This window comes from Pseudoxanthomonas suwonensis (genome assembly GCF_010093235.1).
Classification (GTDB): Bacteria; Pseudomonadota; Gammaproteobacteria; order Xanthomonadales; family Xanthomonadaceae; genus Pseudoxanthomonas; species Pseudoxanthomonas suwonensis.
Genome location: NZ_PDWP01000008.1, coordinates 96,321 through 111,464, shown reverse-complemented (window position 1 = coordinate 111,464; position 15,144 = coordinate 96,321). Strand labels below are relative to the sequence as shown.

General features: G+C 72.2%; 15 protein-coding genes. 9 read left to right on the top strand and 6 right to left on the bottom strand.

Going from position 1 to position 15,144, the window contains the following annotated elements:
• Nucleotides 1–22 precede the first annotated feature (22 nt).
• From CSC68_RS05440 to CSC68_RS05430, 3 genes are all read left to right on the top strand, one after another.
• Nucleotides 23–796 carry a rhomboid family intramembrane serine protease gene (locus tag CSC68_RS05440; RefSeq protein WP_162202512.1) on the top strand — a complete coding sequence of 258 codons (774 nt, stop codon included), beginning with the start codon at nucleotides 23–25 and terminating at the stop codon, nucleotides 794–796.
• Nucleotides 797–870: 74 nt separating this feature from the next.
• On the top strand, nucleotides 871–1,725 hold the full coding sequence (locus tag CSC68_RS05435) for an acid phosphatase (RefSeq protein WP_162202511.1): 855 nt from the start codon (nucleotides 871–873) through the stop codon (nucleotides 1,723–1,725).
• 98 nt (nucleotides 1,726–1,823) lie between these two features.
• The gene (locus tag CSC68_RS05430; protein WP_162202510.1) at nucleotides 1,824–2,846 is read left to right on the top strand and encodes a TIGR00266 family protein; all 1,023 of its coding nucleotides are present in this window, start codon (nucleotides 1,824–1,826) and stop codon (nucleotides 2,844–2,846) included.
• A 52-nt stretch (nucleotides 2,847–2,898) separates the two neighbouring features.
• Here the strand turns inward: CSC68_RS05430 and CSC68_RS05425 are convergent, their stop codons facing one another.
• The 3 genes from CSC68_RS05425 to CSC68_RS05415 form a co-directional block, all read right to left on the bottom strand.
• Entirely contained in the window at nucleotides 2,899–3,303 is a 405-nt protein-coding gene (locus tag CSC68_RS05425; RefSeq protein WP_162202509.1) for a GFA family protein, read from the bottom strand.
• 242 nt (nucleotides 3,304–3,545) lie between these two features.
• Nucleotides 3,546–3,941, bottom strand: a complete 396-nt coding sequence (locus tag CSC68_RS05420; protein WP_162202508.1) for a cupin domain-containing protein — start codon at nucleotides 3,939–3,941, stop codon at nucleotides 3,546–3,548.
• A gap of 142 nt (nucleotides 3,942–4,083) precedes the next feature.
• The gene (locus CSC68_RS05415; RefSeq protein WP_162202507.1) at nucleotides 4,084–4,563 is read right to left on the bottom strand and encodes an Lrp/AsnC family transcriptional regulator; all 480 of its coding nucleotides are present in this window, start codon (nucleotides 4,561–4,563) and stop codon (nucleotides 4,084–4,086) included.
• A gap of 128 nt (nucleotides 4,564–4,691) precedes the next feature.
• Here CSC68_RS05415 and phhA point away from each other — a divergent pair, with 128 nt between their 5' ends.
• Nucleotides 4,692–5,588 (top strand): phenylalanine 4-monooxygenase, encoded by an 897-nt coding sequence (gene phhA / locus CSC68_RS05410; protein ID WP_162202506.1) that lies wholly within the window; start codon nucleotides 4,692–4,694, stop codon nucleotides 5,586–5,588.
• Nucleotides 5,589–5,602: 14 nt separating this feature from the next.
• Here phhA and CSC68_RS05405 read toward each other — a convergent pair whose 3' ends face one another.
• Entirely contained in the window at nucleotides 5,603–7,033 is a 1,431-nt protein-coding gene (locus CSC68_RS05405) for an FAD/NAD(P)-binding protein (protein ID WP_162202505.1), read from the bottom strand.
• Between the two features lie 203 nt (nucleotides 7,034–7,236).
• Between CSC68_RS05405 and CSC68_RS05400 the strand changes: the two genes are divergently transcribed.
• Both CSC68_RS05400 and CSC68_RS05395 read left to right on the top strand, forming a co-directional pair.
• Nucleotides 7,237–9,330 (top strand): TonB-dependent receptor family protein, encoded by a 2,094-nt coding sequence (locus CSC68_RS05400; RefSeq protein WP_162202504.1) that lies wholly within the window; start codon nucleotides 7,237–7,239, stop codon nucleotides 9,328–9,330.
• 124 nt (nucleotides 9,331–9,454) lie between these two features.
• Nucleotides 9,455–10,654 (top strand): amino acid aminotransferase, encoded by a 1,200-nt coding sequence (locus CSC68_RS05395; protein ID WP_162202503.1) that lies wholly within the window; start codon nucleotides 9,455–9,457, stop codon nucleotides 10,652–10,654.
• A 76-nt stretch (nucleotides 10,655–10,730) separates the two neighbouring features.
• Here the strand turns inward: CSC68_RS05395 and CSC68_RS05390 are convergent, their stop codons facing one another.
• Complete coding sequence (locus CSC68_RS05390) at nucleotides 10,731–10,910, bottom strand: hypothetical protein (RefSeq protein ID WP_162202502.1); 180 nt, start codon at nucleotides 10,908–10,910, stop codon at nucleotides 10,731–10,733.
• A gap of 157 nt (nucleotides 10,911–11,067) precedes the next feature.
• Between CSC68_RS05390 and ku the strand changes: the two genes are divergently transcribed.
• The 3 genes from ku to CSC68_RS05375 all read left to right on the top strand — a co-directional run bounded on the left by ku (nucleotide 11,068) and on the right by CSC68_RS05375 (nucleotide 13,800).
• A complete protein-coding gene (ku, locus tag CSC68_RS05385) occupies nucleotides 11,068–11,982 on the top strand; it encodes a non-homologous end joining protein Ku (RefSeq protein WP_162202501.1) in 915 nt (304 codons plus the stop codon).
• 85 nt (nucleotides 11,983–12,067) lie between these two features.
• Nucleotides 12,068–13,165, top strand: a complete 1,098-nt coding sequence (locus CSC68_RS05380) for a sensor histidine kinase (protein WP_162202500.1) — start codon at nucleotides 12,068–12,070, stop codon at nucleotides 13,163–13,165.
• Nucleotides 13,162–13,800: a response regulator gene (locus tag CSC68_RS05375; protein WP_019397414.1), complete on the top strand. Its 639-nt coding sequence runs from the start codon at nucleotides 13,162–13,164 to the stop codon at nucleotides 13,798–13,800. The genes CSC68_RS05380 and CSC68_RS05375 overlap by 4 nt, the downstream gene beginning before the upstream one ends.
• Nucleotides 13,801–13,872: 72 nt before the next feature.
• On the opposite strand, the gene CSC68_RS05370 is transcribed toward CSC68_RS05375, so the two are convergent.
• Complete coding sequence (locus CSC68_RS05370) at nucleotides 13,873–14,892, bottom strand: sugar kinase (RefSeq protein WP_162202499.1); 1,020 nt, start codon at nucleotides 14,890–14,892, stop codon at nucleotides 13,873–13,875.
• Nucleotides 14,893–15,144: the final 252 nt, after the last annotated feature.

The window sequence follows — 15,144 nt, the reverse complement described above, 5'->3', positions numbered from 1 at the left end:
GCGCAGGCGCCATGCAGGGGCAATGGACGCCTCTACCCATCCCGCACCCCAGCCCGACCGCGGCCGGGTGCTGCGTGCCTTCAATGCCAGCCTGGCCTTCGTGTTCCTGCTGCTGGTGGTGTTCGTCTCCCAGCCCACGCTGGACGTGGGCGCGCTGGCGGTATCGCCACGCGACTTCGGCCAGTGGCTTGGCCTGATCGCCGCACCGTTGCTGCACGGATCGGCCGAACACCTGGCGGCCAATGCCGGCGCGATCCTGATCCTGGGCACCCTTGCCGGTGCGGTGTATCCACGCGCCACCCTGCGTGCCCTGCCGCTGCTGTGGCTCGGCTCGGGCCTGGGCGCGTGGCTGCTGGGCGAAGCCGGCAGTCGCCACCTGGGCGCCAGCGGACTGACCCACGGCCTGATGTTCATGATCGCGGTGCTGGGCCTGCGCCGCCGCGACCGTGCCTCGATCGCGGCCGGCATGATCGGCTTCCTGTTCTACGGCGGCATGCTGTTGACCGTGCTGCCGCACGAGCCCGGGATTTCCTGGCAGTCGCACCTCGGTGGCGGGCTGGCCGGCGTGCTTGCCGGCCTGCTGTGGTGGCGTGCCGATCCGCTGCCGCCGCGCCAGCGCTACAGCTGGGAGGACGAGGAGGAGGAAGCCATGACCCTGGCGGCGCGCGATGCCGGCGAGCTGGAACCGGTCGCCCCGCGCGAGGTGCCGGTGCTGTGGCAGCGCCCGCAGCCGCCCAGCCGCGGGGTGGTACTGCGCTTCACCCCGCGGCCGCGCCCAGGCCCGCCGGAGGAATAGGCGGACCGACGCTTCGTTGCTGGCGCATGGCGCGCGGATAATGGCGGCAGCTCCCGTGTCCGCAGGACCCCCTCATGCACCGCACCGCGCTGGCGCCTCGCCGCCCCGTCCTTGTCCTCGTCCTGCTGGCCACGGCACTGGCCGGCTGCAGCTCGCGCCCCACCCCTCCGGCGCCCGGCCTTGCCGCCGACGGCGTGCCCGAAAGCCGCCCCGGCCGCGCGATCGGTTACCTGGCCAACGATGCCATCCCCGACAGCGCCGCCCTGCTGCCGCCGCCGCCCGCAGGCGATGCCGCGGGCCTGGACCAGGCGCGGATGCGCGCCGCCCTGGCGCTGCGCGATACCCCACGCTTCGCCCAGGCCACCGTCGATGCCGGACTCGACTTCCCGCAGGCCGCCCCCCTGTTCGCCTGCGCGCTGGGCGTGGAGATCGACCTGGAACACACCCCGGCGACCTGGCGCCTGCTGCGTCGCACCCTGGCCGATGCCGCGCGCTCGACCCGCAGCGCCAAGGACCTCTACAGGCGCCCGCGCCCGTTCCTGGCCAACGGCGCGCCCACCTGCACCCCCGGGGACGAGCCGCAACTGGCCCACAGCGGGTCCTATCCGTCCGGGCATACCGCGATCGGCACGCTGTGGTCGCTGGTGCTGGCCTCGGCCGCGCCCGAACGCAGCCAGGCGCTGCTGGCGCGCGGCCGCGCCTTCGGCGAAAGCCGGGTGGTGTGCAATGTCCATTGGACCAGCGACGTGGCCGAAGGCCAGTTCATGGGCATGGCGACCTTCGCCCGCCTGCAGTCCGACCCGGCCTCCCTCGCCGACCGGGAGGCCGCCCGCCGGGAGCTGGCCGCGGCGCGCGCCGCGGGCCGCGCGCCTGCGCGCGACTGCGACGCAGAGGCTGCCGCCCTGGCCTGGCCCGCCCCCGCCAGCTGAACAGGGCGCGCTACCGCCGGGCGCACCAACCTCCGGCACCCCCGCGGCGTGCCGATACGCCCCTAGACTCGGCCTGCCGATTCCCCCCGGAGGCCGCCATGACCCAGTGGTACCTGCACGACCCCGCCAGCAACGTCCGCCTCGGCCCGCTCGATACCGATACCGCCCGCCTGGAGGCCGCGCGCAATCCCGACCTCCTCGCCTGGCGCGAGGGCATGGGCGACTGGTTGCCGGTACGCAACATCGCCGAGCTGTTCGATGGTGCCGTCGCCGGCGGACCGGCCGCGGTGCCCCCGCCGGTTCCGCGCCAGGCGCGCGGCAGCGCCGACGACATCGATTTCCGCATCCACGGCCAGGAGATGCAGTTCGTCGAGATCGAACTGGACCCGGGCGAGAGCGCGATCGCCGAGGCCGGCGCGCTGATGTTCAAGGACGCGTCGGTGCAGATGGACACCATCTTCGGCGACGGCTCGCACCAGGGACAGGGCGGCTTCATGGACAAGCTGCTGTCGGCCGGCAAGCGCGTGATCACCGGCGAGAGCCTGTTCACCACCATGTTCACCCATACCGGCGCGGGCAAGGCCAGGGTCGCCTTCGCCGCGCCCTATCCGGGCACGGTGCTGGCGATGAAGCTGGACGAGCACGGCGGCCGCATCATCTGCCAGAAGGACAGTTTCCTGGCCGGCGCGCGCGGCGTGCAGATCGGGGTGCACTTCCAGCGCCGCATCCTCACCGGCCTGTTCGGCGGCGAGGGCTTCATCATGCAGAAGCTCGAAGGCGACGGCTGGGTGTTCATCCACGCTGGCGGCTGCGTGGTCGAGCGCGAACTGGCCGCGGGCGAGCGCATTGACGTGGATACCGGCTGCGTGGTCGGCTACCACGCCAGCGTGAGCATGGACGTGCGTCCGGTCGGCGGCATCAAGAGCATGCTGTTCGGCGGCGAGGGCGTGTTCCTGGCCACCCTGACCGGGCCGGGCAAGGTGTGGCTGCAGTCGCTGCCGTTCTCGCGCCTGGCCGGGCGCATGCTCGCGGCCGCGCCACAGGCCGGCGGCCAGAACCGCGGCGAAGGCTCGGTGCTGGGCGGGCTCGGCCGCCTGCTCGATGGCGACAACCGGTTCTGACCGGCCTTGCGGCGACGCGGAGGTTCCGCGTCGCCGCCTCTCCGGCCGTGGATCAGGCCTGCCTGCGGTCGGAAGGATGGTTCACGCCGTCGCTGGTCGGCACCTCGCCCAGGTCGAAGGGATTGATCCCTTCCAGGCAGGCGACATTGAGGCCGTATTCGTTTGGATCCGAGCGCCGCTGGTGGTGGGTGTGGATGCCGCAGGTACCGCAGAACCAGTGGCGCGCGGTCATGGTGTTGAACTGGTAAAGGCGCAGCTGGTCCTGGCCCGCGACCACGCGCAGCCGGCCAAGCGGCACCGAGGCGACGATCGTGCCCTTGCGCCGGCATAGCGAGCAGTCGCAGCGGCGCGGATCGACCACGCCGTCAGGCAGCTCCACTTCCAGCCGCACCGCGCCACAGTGGCAGCTGGCGCGATGCACCGGCTGGATGGGTACGCCTCCGATGGTCTTGAACATCAGGCCTCCTTCCTCGCGGCCTGCACGCCGCCGTTTGCGAAAGATGCGGCCGGCTTGGATGCTGGCCGGTGCGCGGCGCCAGTCCCGGATACACGCGGATGTCCCGCCGGGCGGTGCCACGCACCCAGGGGGCCTGCCTTCGCACGCCCGGCAATGCCGGTGGCCGGCGGCCGCTCCGTCTCCATGGTGTCCGCGGGTGCGGTGCACGCGCGCAACGGAACCAGTCGCGCCGTGGGCGTGGGTCAGGCCGGGCCATCGACGAACACGGTTTCCGCCGCCTGCCGCTCGAAGGTCAGGTTGACGGTGCGGCCCACTGCGCGGGTGCGGTGCACGGTGCCGGCGGGCACGACCGCGCATTGCGAGGGATGCAGGACCGGTTCGGCGCCGTCGTCGAATTCGATGTGCAGTTGCCCTGCCACCACCAGGAACAGTTCGTCGGTGGCGGGGTGGTGGTGCCAGCGGTACTGCCCTTCGAACACCGCCATGCGCAGGCAGGCGTCGTTGCAGTCGAGCACGACCTCGTTGCGGTACGCCTCCGTGGCCTCGCGCTGCAGCGCCTGCAGGTCCACCACCTGGCGCGCGGGAAAGCGGGCGCGTTCGGCCGCGTACGCCTGCGCCGTGGGAAACGCCTTGTCCATCGCGGCCTGCCTGCGGGAGCTGATGCGGTGGTTTTACGCCTCCGCTGCGGCCGCGTGCAAACCGGGACAGGGCTGGACTGGTACGCGGGCTTCCTTCGACACACCAGACCGGGAATACGGTAGCCCAGGCCCGGAACGCCGCTCAGCCCCCGGGCAACGGCAGCCCGGCATGGGCCTTGACCGTTCGCAGGACGAAGCTGGAGTTGACGTCGGCCACGCCGGAATCGTTGAGCAGGCGGTCGAGCAGGAAACGGGAAAAGTGCTCCAGGTCCTCGACGTAGACGTGGAGCAGGTAATCCATGTCGCCGGTCAGGGCGTGGCACGCCACCACCTCGTCCCAGCCCTGCACGCGCTCGACGAAGCGCTCGATCACGGCGCCGCCGTGCTTTTCCAGCTGTACGCGCACGAAGGCCTGCAGTCCCAGGCCCAGCGCCTGCGGCTGCAGGCGCGCGCCGTAGCCGGCAATCACGCCGGTGGCCTCCAGCCGCTGGATGCGGCGCAGGCAGGCCGACGGACTGAGGTTCACCCGTGCGGCGAGCTCGGCATTGGGCGCGCGGCCCTCCCGCTGGAGCAGGGCGAGCAGGCGCAGGTCGGTGCGGTCGAGCTGGACGGAGGCGGCCATCGTTGCGGTGCACCATGGTTTCGACGCAACAACATTGCGCCATAAGCCGGGCGGCCGGCAACTTCGCAACCCGGTTGCGTGGCATCGGCCCTAGTCTGGCCATTGCCCTGCCAGCCTGGAGACCCGCCATGGCCACGCCCCGCCGAGTCGAATCCGAACGCCTGCAGACCGACAAGGGCTACGTGCCGGTCTACACCACCGCGATCGTCGAGCAGCCGTGGGACGACTACAGCGCCGACGACCACGCCACCTGGGGCACGCTCTACGAGCGCCAGCGCAGGCTGCTGGTGGGCCGCGCCTGCGACGAGTTCCTGCAGGCGCAGGACGCGATGGGCATGGACGCGCGCGCGATCCCGCGCTTCGACCAGCTCAACGAAGTGCTGGGCGCGGCCACCGGCTGGACCCTGGTCGGCGTGGAAGGCCTGCTGCCGGAACTGGACTTCTTCGAGCACCTGGCCAATCGCCGCTTCCCGGTGACCTGGTGGATCCGGCGCCCGGAGCAGATCGACTACATCGCCGAACCGGACCTGTTCCACGACCTGTTCGGACACGTCCCGCTGCTGATGAACCCGTTGTTCGCCGACTACATGGAGGCCTACGGACGCGGCGGGGTGAAGGCGCATGGCATCGGCCCGGAAGCGCTGCAGAACCTGACCCGGCTGTACTGGTACACGGTCGAATTCGGCCTGATCCGCCAGGCCGACGGCCTGCGCATCTACGGCGCCGGCATCGTGTCCTCGGCCGGCGAGTCGAAGTATTCGCTGGAGTCGGACGCGCCCAACCGGATCGGCTTCGACCTGGAGCGGATCATGCGTACCCGCTACCGGATCGACACCTTCCAGAAGACCTACTTCGTGATCGACAGCTTCCAGCAGCTGATGGAAGCCACCGCCCCGGACTTCACCCCGATCTACGCGCGCCTGGCCGGGCTGCCGGCGCTGCCGGCCGGCGAGGTGCGCGACGGCGACCGGGTCCTGCACCGCGGCAGTGGCGAAGGCTGGGCGGCGGAGGACGGCGACGTCTGAGCGCGTGCGGCGCCTCAGTGCGCCGCACGCATCGTCCGCGCGGTCCGTGGCAGGCCACCTTCGCGCGCTACCCGCGCCGAATGCGAAGGCGCCCGCAGCAACTGCTGGGCCAGGTCGCGCGCCGCCACCCGCAGTTCCGGCACCGCGGTGATCTCCCACAGCCGCCCGCGCAGCAGCGGACCGATGCAGTAGAGCCCGCGCACCGCCGCGCCCTTGCGGTCCAGCACCTCGAACTGGGCGGTGGTACGCAGGCCCAGCCCGAACGGATCGGCGCTGATGATGCCGGCATCGCGCAGCTGCCCGACCAGTGGATGGCTGGTGCGCTCGGCGTCGGTGTCCAGGCCGGTGGCGCGCACCAGCACGTCGTACTGCTCGGCCAGGGCATGGCTCTGGCCGCGTTCGCGGATCACCACCTCCACCGCCTCGTGGCCGCGGCTGGCACGCAGCAGGCGGCCGGCGCGGATGGCCAGCCTCCCTTCGCTGCGCAGCTGTTCCAGCTCCTCGTGCAGGCTCGGCGCCAGGCGATGCCGCACCACCTCCCAGTACGCACGCAGGTGGCGCAGGAAGCGGCCACGCTGCACCTGCGACAGGCTCTGCCAGTAGCCCTGCAGGAACGGCCGCAGCGCATCCACCAGGCTGCGCCAGTCCGGGACGATCGGCGCCAGGCTGCGCAGCGCGCGCAGCAGCAGGCGCACGTCGCCGCTGTTGAGCGCGTGCAGCACGGTCGGCGGCAGAGCGATCGCGGGACTGGGCTCGGCCAGGTGCGGGCGGGGCAACAGGCCGTGGCGCGAGATCGCGGTGATCGGGCCCTGGTGGCCGCGACGCACCAGGGTCACCACGGTATCGGCCATGGTCAGCCCGGTGCCGACGATCAGCACCCGTGCCTGCGTCGGCACCCGCGCCAGCGCATCCTCGCCACGCAGGTTCTTCTGCCACGGCCAGGCGATGTAGGCCGGATCCACCAGCAGCCGCGGGCCCACGCCCTGCAGCCGCTGCGGCGGCAGGGTACCCACCGCCAGGACCACGCGGTCGGTGAGGAAGTCGGTGCCGTCGGCCAGCAGCACGCGGAAGGCGTCGCCCTCGCGCTCGACCGCCACCGCCTCCTGCTGCACCTGGCTGAAGCCGGCCAGCGAGACCTGGGCGGCCGACTGCAGGCGCGAATAGAGGTACTCGCCATAGACCAGCCGCGGCAGGAAGCTGTCCTCGGCGCGCCGGGTGAGGTTGAGCCAGCGCGCGAACTCCGCCGGCTGGTCCACGGTCGCGCCCATCTCCCGGGCACGCACGTTGAGGAGGTGCTCGGGCCGGGCTTCGCCGTAGGCCACGCCGCGGCCGAAGCCATCGGCATTGCCGACCAGGCACAGGTCCACGCCGGTGGGGGCGACGCGGGCCAGTTCGGTGGCCAGGACGCTGCCGGTGAAGCCGGCCCCGATGATGGTGATGCGCATGGCGTTGCCTCCCGTGGATCGTCCGCCGTCGAGTAGAACGGCCACTGGCCGCACGAGGGTAAAGATGCGGTTATCCCGGCATCACCGGCTCGCTACGGTTCGGCACAAGCACATGGCGCATCGGCATGAGCGGCCCATGGCGGACGCCTAACGCGCCTGCGCCTAGACTTGCGCCACCCGCCTTCCCCCACGCGACTGGCTCGATGAAATCCGCCTCCCTGTTCCTGGCCGGTGCCACCGGCGCGATCGTCCCCGCCACCGTCCTCGCCGCGCCGGAACCGGCGGGCGCGGCCGTGGAACTGCCGGGCGTGGTCGTCACCGCGCGGGTGGAATCGGCGCCGGCTTTCGACCTGCCCGCCTCGCTGGACGTGGTCGACCTGCAGGCAGATTCGGCGCGTGCGCGCACCGATGTGTCGGACGTGCTTGCCGGCATCCCCGGGCTGCTGGCGCGCGACCGCCAGAACCGCGCGCAGGACACCCAGCTTTCGATCCGCGGTTTCGGCGCGCGTTCGACCTTCGGCGTGCGCGGCGTACGCCTGTACGCCGACGGGATTCCGGCGACCATGCCCGACGGTCAGGGCCAGGTCTCGCATTTCGCCCTGGCCGCCGGCGACCGCATCGAGGTGATGCGCGGGCCGTTCTCGGCGCTTTACGGCAATTCCTCCGGCGGCGTGGTCCAGCTGTGGAGCGCCGACGGCACGCCCGCGCCAAGCCTGGACCTGCGTGCCACCGCGGGCCGCTACGGCCATCTGGCCGGCAGCGCGCGCCTGCGCGGCACCGCCGGCGGCAACGGCTACAACGTCTCGGCACAGGTGCTCGACAGCGATGGCTACCGCGAGCACAGCGATGCCCGGCGTACCTCGCTCAACGCGCGGGTGCATCGCGAGCTGGAGGGCGGCGGCCGGATCGAGCTGGTCGGCAACCACTTCGACGCGCCTGACGCGCAGGATCCGCTGGGCCTGACCCGCGCGCAGATGGACGCCGATCCGCGCCAGGCGACGGCGGTCGCGCATACCTACGACACCCGCAAGTCGGTGCGCCAGGACCAGCTGGGCCTGCACTGGCGCCAGCCTCTGGGCGGCGGCTGGAACCTGCGGGCCAGCGGCTGGGCCGGACAGCGCGAGGTGGTGCAGTACCTGGCGGTGCCGGCGGCGGCGCAGGCCAATCCGCTCCATTCCGGTGGCGTGATCGACCTCGATGGCGCCTACGGCGGCGTCGACGCGCGCGTGGCCTGGCAGGACGCTGAAGGCCGGCTCGAAGTCACCGCCGGCGCCAGCGTCGAACGCCAGCGCCAGGACCGCCTCGGCTACGAGAACTTCCTGCCCGGCGACGGCGGCCCGCGCCTGGGCGTGCGCGGTGCCCTGCGCCGCAATGAGCTCAACACCACCCGCAGCCTCGACCAGTACCTGCAGGCCTGGTGGAAGCTGGCGCCGCGGTGGGCACTGCAGGCCGGCGCCCGCCACAGCCAGGTGCGCTTCGAGGCCGACGACCGCTACATCACCGCCACCAACCCCGACGACAGCGGTTCGGTGCGCTATTCGGCCTTCACCCCGGTGGCGGGCGTGGTGTTCAGCCCGGCCGAGGACCTGCGGATCTACCTGTCGGCCGGGCGCGGCTTCGAGACGCCGACCTTCAACGAGCTGTCCTACCGCGCCGATGGCGGGCCCGGCCCGGCCTTCGACCTGCGTCCGGCGCGCAGCGACACCCTGGAGCTGGGCCTGAAGTGGCGCGCCGATGGCGGCGCCGCGCTCGAGGCGGCGCTGTTCCGGGTCGATACCGACGACGAGCTGGCGGTGGCCAGCAACAGCGGCGGCCGCCCCCGCTTCCGCAACGTGGGCGGGGCGCGGCGCGAGGGTGCCGAAATTTCGGCGCGGCCGCCGCTGTCGGCGGCCTGGTCGCTGCAGGTCGCCGCGACCTGGCTGGATGCGCACTTCACCGACGGCTTCGGCCAGGTGGCGGCCGGTGCGGCGATCCCGGGCGTGGCCCGGCGCCAGGGCTGGGCGCGGCTGCAGTGGCGGGGCCAGGCATGGGAGGCGGCGCTGGAAGGCCTGGCCCTGGGTGGGGTCCCCGTCAACGACGCCGGCACCGAATCGGCCCCGGGCCATGGCCTGCTGCACCTGGAGACCGCGCGCACCTGGGCCGCCGGCGGCGACACCCGGCTGCGCGCGTTCGCCCGGGTCGACAACCTGCTCGACCGCCAGTACGCAGGCTCGGTGATCGTCAACGAATCCAACGGGCGCTACTACGAACCGGGCCCCGGCCGGGGGGTGCTGCTGGGACTGGAGCTGCGGCGCTAGGAAGCCGGACCGTCTCCGCGGAAACGGTCGAGCCGCCGCCGGCACCCTGCTACGATTGGGCGGTTTTTGCGGGCGCCGTGCCGCGCGCGCCGCAAACCGTCTCCCTCCATCGCAGAGCCAAGCCGTGTCCTTCTTCTCGAACGTCGAACTGGTCCCCGGCGACCCGATCCTGGGCCTGACCGAGGCGTACAACGCCGATACCCGTGCCACCAAGGTCAACCTGGGCGTCGGCATCTACTACGACGAACAGGGACGGATTCCGCTGCTCAAGGCGGTGCAGCAGGTCGAGCAGACCCTGGCCGCCGCGGCGCGGCCGCGCGGCTACCTGCCGATCGACGGCCTGCCGGCCTACACCCAGGCCACCCGCGAGCTGCTGTTCGGCAAGGACTCGCCGCTGCTGGCCGCCGGCCGGGTCGCCACCACCCAGACCGTGGGCGGTTCCGGCGCGCTGCGCGTGGGCGCCGAACTGCTGCGCAAGGTGCTGCCGCACGCCACCGTGGCGCTGAGCAACCCGAGCTGGGAGAACCACCGCGCGGTGTTCTCCGCCGCCGGCTTCGAGGTCAAGGACTACACCTACTTCGACGCGGCGACGCACGGCGTGGACTTCGCCGGCATGCTGGCCGACCTGCAGCAGCTGCAGCCGGGTACCACCGTGCTGCTGCACGCCTGCTGCCACAATCCCACCGGCGCCGACCTGACCGTCGAGCAGTGGAAGCAGGTGGCACAGGTGCTCAAGGAGCGCCAGCTGTTCCCGTTCGTGGACATGGCCTACCAGGGCTTCGACAAGGGCATCGCCGAGGACGCGGCCGCGATCGGCGTGCTGGTCGATGCCGGCATCGACAGCTTCGTCGTCGCCAGTTCCTACTCCAAGTCGTTCTCGCTGTACGGCGAGCGCGTCGGTGCCCTGTCGGTGGTCGCCGCCACCGCCGAGCAGGCCAGGGCGGTGCAGTCGCAGATCAAGCGCATCATCCGCACCATCTACTCCAGCCCCTCGGCGCACGGCGCCTCGCTGGTGGCCGGCGTGCTCACCAGCCCCGAGCTGCGCGGCCTGTGGGAAGAGGAGCTGCGGCAGATGCGCGAGCGCATCCACGCCCTGCGTGCCGGCCTGGTGTCCAAGCTGGCCGAGCTGGGCCGGCCGGAGTTCGGCTTCATCTCCCAGCAGGCGGGCATGTTCTCGTACTCGGGCCTGAGCAAGGCCCAGGTCGACCGCCTGCGCGACGAGTACGGCATCTATGCGGTGGGCACCGGCCGCATCTGCGTGGCCGCGCTCAACCAGGGCAACCTGGAATACGTCGCCAGGGCGGTGGCGGCGGTCAGCGCCTGACCCAGCCCCTGCCGGGAGTGCACGAAGGCCCCGCGATGCGGGGCCTTCTGCGTTGCGGCCCGGGCGCCGCGGGTGGTTATTCGGGCACCTTGGCCGGCACGAACGGCGATACCGGGTCGCTGGCCGGGAAGGTCTCCTCCAGCGCCTCGTCCTGGTTCTGGTCCTCGTGCCGCTTGCGCTTCTGCTCCTCGGCGGGCGTGGGCGGCTGCCGCTCCTTGCCGGGCGGCGGCGGGTCCTTGCGGTCTCGGTTGGACATGCTCTGCCTCGTGGGTCTGTCCGGCGGGAACGCCCATGCTTGCGCCACGCCGCTAAAGGGCGCGTGAGGAGCCGCGCGCGCCTGCTTTGCGCATTGCTCACGATCGCGCCACGGGCGGCGTGCTAACGGTTCATTCCCCGTCGCCCGAGGCTCCGCCATGGCCCGCCCGATCTGGACCGGCACCCTTTCCTTCGGCCTGCTCAACGTGCCGGTCTCGCTGATGTCCGGCGAGCGCCGCACCGACCTGCACTTCCGCATGCTCGACTCGCGCGACCACAAGCCGGTGCGCTACGAGCGGGTCAACGCCGACACCGGCGAGGAAGTGCCGTGGAAGGAGGTGGTCAAGGCGTTCGAGTACGACAAGGGCAGCTACGTGGTTCTGGAGGAATCGGACATCAAGGCCGCCGCCCCGGAAAGCCACGAGACGGTGGAGGTGGAGACCTTCATCGATGCGGCCGAGATCGATCCGCGCTACTACGAGAAGCCGTACATCCTGGTGCCCGGCAAGAAGGCGGAAAAAGGTTACGTGCTGCTGCGCGAGACCCTGCGCAACAGCGGTCGCGCCGGCATCGCCCGGGTGGTGATCCGCACCCGCGAATACCTGGCCGCGGTGCTCCCGCACGGCGATGCGCTGATCCTGATGCTGCTGCGCTATCCGCAGGAACTGGTGGATCCAGCCGAGCACAAGCTGCCGGAGGGTTCGGCCTCCGACTACCGGATCAGCGCCAAGGAACTGCAGATGGCCGAGCAGCTGATCGACTCGATGAGCGGCAAGTGGACCCCGGACGACTACCGCGACGAGTTCCGCGAGCGGCTGCAGGCCATCATCCGCAAGCGGATCAAGAGCGCCGGCGGCACCACCCAGGTGGACGACGAGCCCGATGCGCCGGAGGAGACCACCACCAACGTGGTCGACTTCATGTCCCTGCTGGAGCAGAGCCTGAAGGCAAAGAAGCGCACCCCGGCGAAGAAGGCTTCGCCGGCCAAGAAGGCGCCGGCGAAGAAGGCTGCGCGCAAGTCCACCGCCAAGAAGGCGGCGAAGAAGGCCCCGGCGCGGCGCAAGGCCGGCTGAGCCGCCCCCACCTGCCGGAAGTCACTTCCTGCGCCGGGACCATTGCCTCGGCGCCGGGCAGGACCGAGCATGCGCCCATGCGCGCATGCTCGAACCCCTGCTGCGCCCGCTGCCGTTGGCCGGGTTGCTGACCATCCTCACCGTGGGCTACGCGCTGCGCTTCGCCACGCCGGAGCAACAGCCGCTGGCGCTGGCGCTGCTGGGCGCGTTCCTGCTGCTGTTCCTCGCCCTGCAGCTGCTGCCCGAGCACTGGCGCCGCAGCCGCGACCTGGTGCTGGTGGCGATGGCGCCGGTGATCCTGGCGCTGGGCGGGCTCAGCTACCGGGTCAATGCCTCGCAGGTACTGCTGGTGATCTGGGTGGCGTGCATGTTTTCGGCCTGGCCGGCTCGCACCTGCCTGGCCGCGGCGGCGGTGGCCAACATCGCCTTCTGCATCGCCCTGCGCCGCGCCGGCTTCCAGGAGCCGGAGCCGATGGTCCTGATCAACATGGGGTTCCAGGCCCTGGCCGCGATCTGCGTGCACTACGCCACCTCGGCCGAGCGCTCGCGCGACGCCCTGGCCCGGGTCAATGCCGACCTGCTGGCCACCCGCGCCCTGCTGGCAGACAGCGCGCGCGACGCCGAGCGCCTGCGCATGGCCCGCGAGCTGCACGACGTGGCCGGCCACAAGCTGACCGCGATGCGCCTCAACCTGCGCTCGCTGCTGGCCGATCCGCAGCTGGCCGGCCGCCACGAGCTGGCGGTGGCCGAGCGGCTGTCGGGGGAGCTGATGGCCGACATCCGCCAGGTGGTGCAGTCGCTGCGCGACGACCGTGGCCTGGACCTGGCCACCGCGCTGCGCGCGCTTGCCGCGCCGTTCCCGCGCCCGCGGCTGGAGCTGGAGATCGACCCGGGCGTGCGGGTGGCCGATCCGGCCGTGGCCGAGACCCTGCTGCGCGTGGTGCAGGAGGCGCTGACCAATGCCGCCCGCCATTCCGGCGCCGGCACGGTGCGGGTCCGGCTGCAGCGCGAGGACGGCGGGCTGGCCATCGACATCCACGACGACGGCCAGTGCCGCGGCCCGGTGCGCGAGGGCAACGGCCTGTCCGGCATGCGCGAACGCCTGGCCGCGCTGGGCGGGCGGCTGGACGTCGGCCTGACCCCGGGCGGCAGCCTGCGCCTGCAGGCGAGGCTGCCGGCATGAGCGGATCCGCGCTGCGCCTGGCCCTGGCCGACGACCAGGCCCTGGTCCGCGCCGGCCTGCGCGCCCTGCTGGAGCGGCTGGACCTGGTCGTGGCGCTGGAGGCCGAGGACGGCCATGCCCTGCTCGAGGCGGTGGCCGCGCAGCCGGTGGACGTGATCCTCAGCGACGTGCGCATGCCCGGCCTGGACGGCATCGCCATGGTCCACGCCCTGCGCGGGCGCGGCGACCCCACCCCGGTGCTGCTGCTGACCACCTTCGACGAGGCCGACCTGCTGCTGCACGCGCGCGAGGCCGGGGCCCAGGGTTTCCTGCTCAAGGACGCCGCGCCGGAGCAACTGCACGAGGCGATCCGGCATGTGGCCGCCGGCGGCACCCTGCTGGCGCCGGTCTCCACCGAGCCGGTGCGCGCGCGCTTCCGCTTCCGCGACGACACCCCTCCTGAGGAGGGCTTCAGCCCGCGCGAGGTGGCGATCCTGCGGCTGCTGGCCGGCGGCTATTCCAACAAGGAAATCGCGCGCAGCCTGTTCCTGGCCGAGGGCACGGTGAAGAACTACGTCTCCGCCATCCTCGACAAGCTCGGCACCCGCGACCGCACCCGCGCGGTGCTGAAGGCCATCACCCTGCGCATCATCTGAAGCCGGGCCCAGCAGGTCCGGCCCGCCCTGCGGTACCCGGAAGGGCCCGGCCCACGCCCGCGCCGGCGCCGCTCAGCGCCTGACGTCGTAGCGGCCTTCGCCGACCAGGGCCTCGACCTCGGCCTCCGACACCAGGTTGAAGTCGCCCGGGATCGAATGCTTGAGGCAGCCGGCGGCCAGGCCGAAGCGGATCGTGCGCTGCGGCTCCCAGCCGCGCAGCAGGCCGTGCAGCACCCCGGCGGCGAAGGCGTCGCCGCCACCGATGCGGTCCACGATCGGCCCCACTTCCTCCTGCGGCGCCAGCGCGGTGCCGGACTGGCGGCCGACCAGCACGCCGGCCAGGGCGTGGTGGTCGACGTTGCGCGGGGTGCGCAGGGTGCAGGCCAGCCATTGCAGGTGCGGGAAGGCGGCAAAGGCGTCGGCCGCGGCCGCCTGCACCCGCTGCAGCGGTTCGGCCTGCGCGTACTGCCCGCCCAGCACCACGCCCATGTCGCGGTGGTCGGCAAACAGCACGTCGGCCTCGGCCATCAGCTCGCGCAGGATCGACGGTGCATCGCCCTGCCAGGCCTCCCACAGCTTCGGCCGGAAGTTGCCATCGAAGGACACCCTGGCCCCCGCGGCACGCGCGGCACGCGCGGCGGCCAGCGCCGCGGCGGCGGTATTGGCGCCCAGCGCCGGGGTCACGCCCGACAGGTGCAGCCAGTCGGCGCCGGCCAGCAGCGCCGGCCAGTCGTAGGCATCGGCCGGGGCCAGGGCGAAGGCCGAGCCGGCGCGGTCGTACAGGACCTCGGCCGGCCGGTGGATGGCGCCGGGGGCCAGGAAGTACAGGCCCATGCGCCCGGGCACGTGGCGCACGGCGGAGGTGCCGACCCCATGGCGCCGCAGCTCGCCGGCGACGGCCTCGCCCAGGGCGTTGTCGGCCACGGTGCTGACCATGTCGACGCGGTGGCCGAACCGGGCCAGCGACACCCCGACGTTGGCCTCCGCGCCGCCTACCCGGACTTCCAGCTGCGGGCTCTGCAGCAGCTTCTCGCGGCCAGGCGCGCTCAGGCGCAGCAACAGTTCACCGAAACACACGACACGCGCGGACATCGCGACTCCTTGGCTCTGGCTGGGGGACCGCCCGGCGGGCGGGGGGATGGATGGTGGCATGGGCGGCGGCGCAGGCGCGGCCGTTGGCCGGAAATAGTGGCTATCGGTGTCATTGTAATGCTGGCGCGGGTTTCGGCGTATCCGCGGATGTGACCGCTACCAAGGTTGATCGTGCTGCGGCGCAAGATGCCCCATGCCCGGACGCGGTGTTAGCGTCCCGTTTGACCAGCGGTGTCATGCCGCTTGGCCCCT

What these genes read in the sequence shown, in the direction of transcription:
- CSC68_RS05440 (WP_162202512.1), top strand. Translation starts at nt 23, where the DNA reads ATGGACGCCTCTACCCATCCCGCACCCCAGCCCGACCGCGGCCGGGTG.
- CSC68_RS05435 (WP_162202511.1), top strand. Translation starts at nt 871, where the DNA reads ATGCACCGCACCGCGCTGGCGCCTCGCCGCCCCGTCCTTGTCCTCGTC.
- CSC68_RS05430 (WP_162202510.1), top strand. Translation starts at nt 1,824, where the DNA reads ATGACCCAGTGGTACCTGCACGACCCCGCCAGCAACGTCCGCCTCGGC.
- CSC68_RS05425 (WP_162202509.1), bottom strand. Translation starts at nt 3,303, where the DNA reads ATGTTCAAGACCATCGGAGGCGTACCCATCCAGCCGGTGCATCGCGCC.
- CSC68_RS05420 (WP_162202508.1), bottom strand. Translation starts at nt 3,941, where the DNA reads ATGGACAAGGCGTTTCCCACGGCGCAGGCGTACGCGGCCGAACGCGCC.
- CSC68_RS05415 (WP_162202507.1), bottom strand. Translation starts at nt 4,563, where the DNA reads ATGGCCGCCTCCGTCCAGCTCGACCGCACCGACCTGCGCCTGCTCGCC.
- phhA (WP_162202506.1), top strand. Translation starts at nt 4,692, where the DNA reads ATGGCCACGCCCCGCCGAGTCGAATCCGAACGCCTGCAGACCGACAAG.
- CSC68_RS05405 (WP_162202505.1), bottom strand. Translation starts at nt 7,033, where the DNA reads ATGCGCATCACCATCATCGGGGCCGGCTTCACCGGCAGCGTCCTGGCC.
- CSC68_RS05400 (WP_162202504.1), top strand. Translation starts at nt 7,237, where the DNA reads ATGAAATCCGCCTCCCTGTTCCTGGCCGGTGCCACCGGCGCGATCGTC.
- CSC68_RS05390 (WP_162202502.1), bottom strand. Translation starts at nt 10,910, where the DNA reads ATGTCCAACCGAGACCGCAAGGACCCGCCGCCGCCCGGCAAGGAGCGG.
- ku (WP_162202501.1), top strand. Translation starts at nt 11,068, where the DNA reads ATGGCCCGCCCGATCTGGACCGGCACCCTTTCCTTCGGCCTGCTCAAC.
- CSC68_RS05380 (WP_162202500.1), top strand. Translation starts at nt 12,068, where the DNA reads ATGCTCGAACCCCTGCTGCGCCCGCTGCCGTTGGCCGGGTTGCTGACC.
- CSC68_RS05375 (WP_019397414.1), top strand. Translation starts at nt 13,162, where the DNA reads ATGAGCGGATCCGCGCTGCGCCTGGCCCTGGCCGACGACCAGGCCCTG.
- CSC68_RS05370 (WP_162202499.1), bottom strand. Translation starts at nt 14,892, where the DNA reads ATGTCCGCGCGTGTCGTGTGTTTCGGTGAACTGTTGCTGCGCCTGAGC.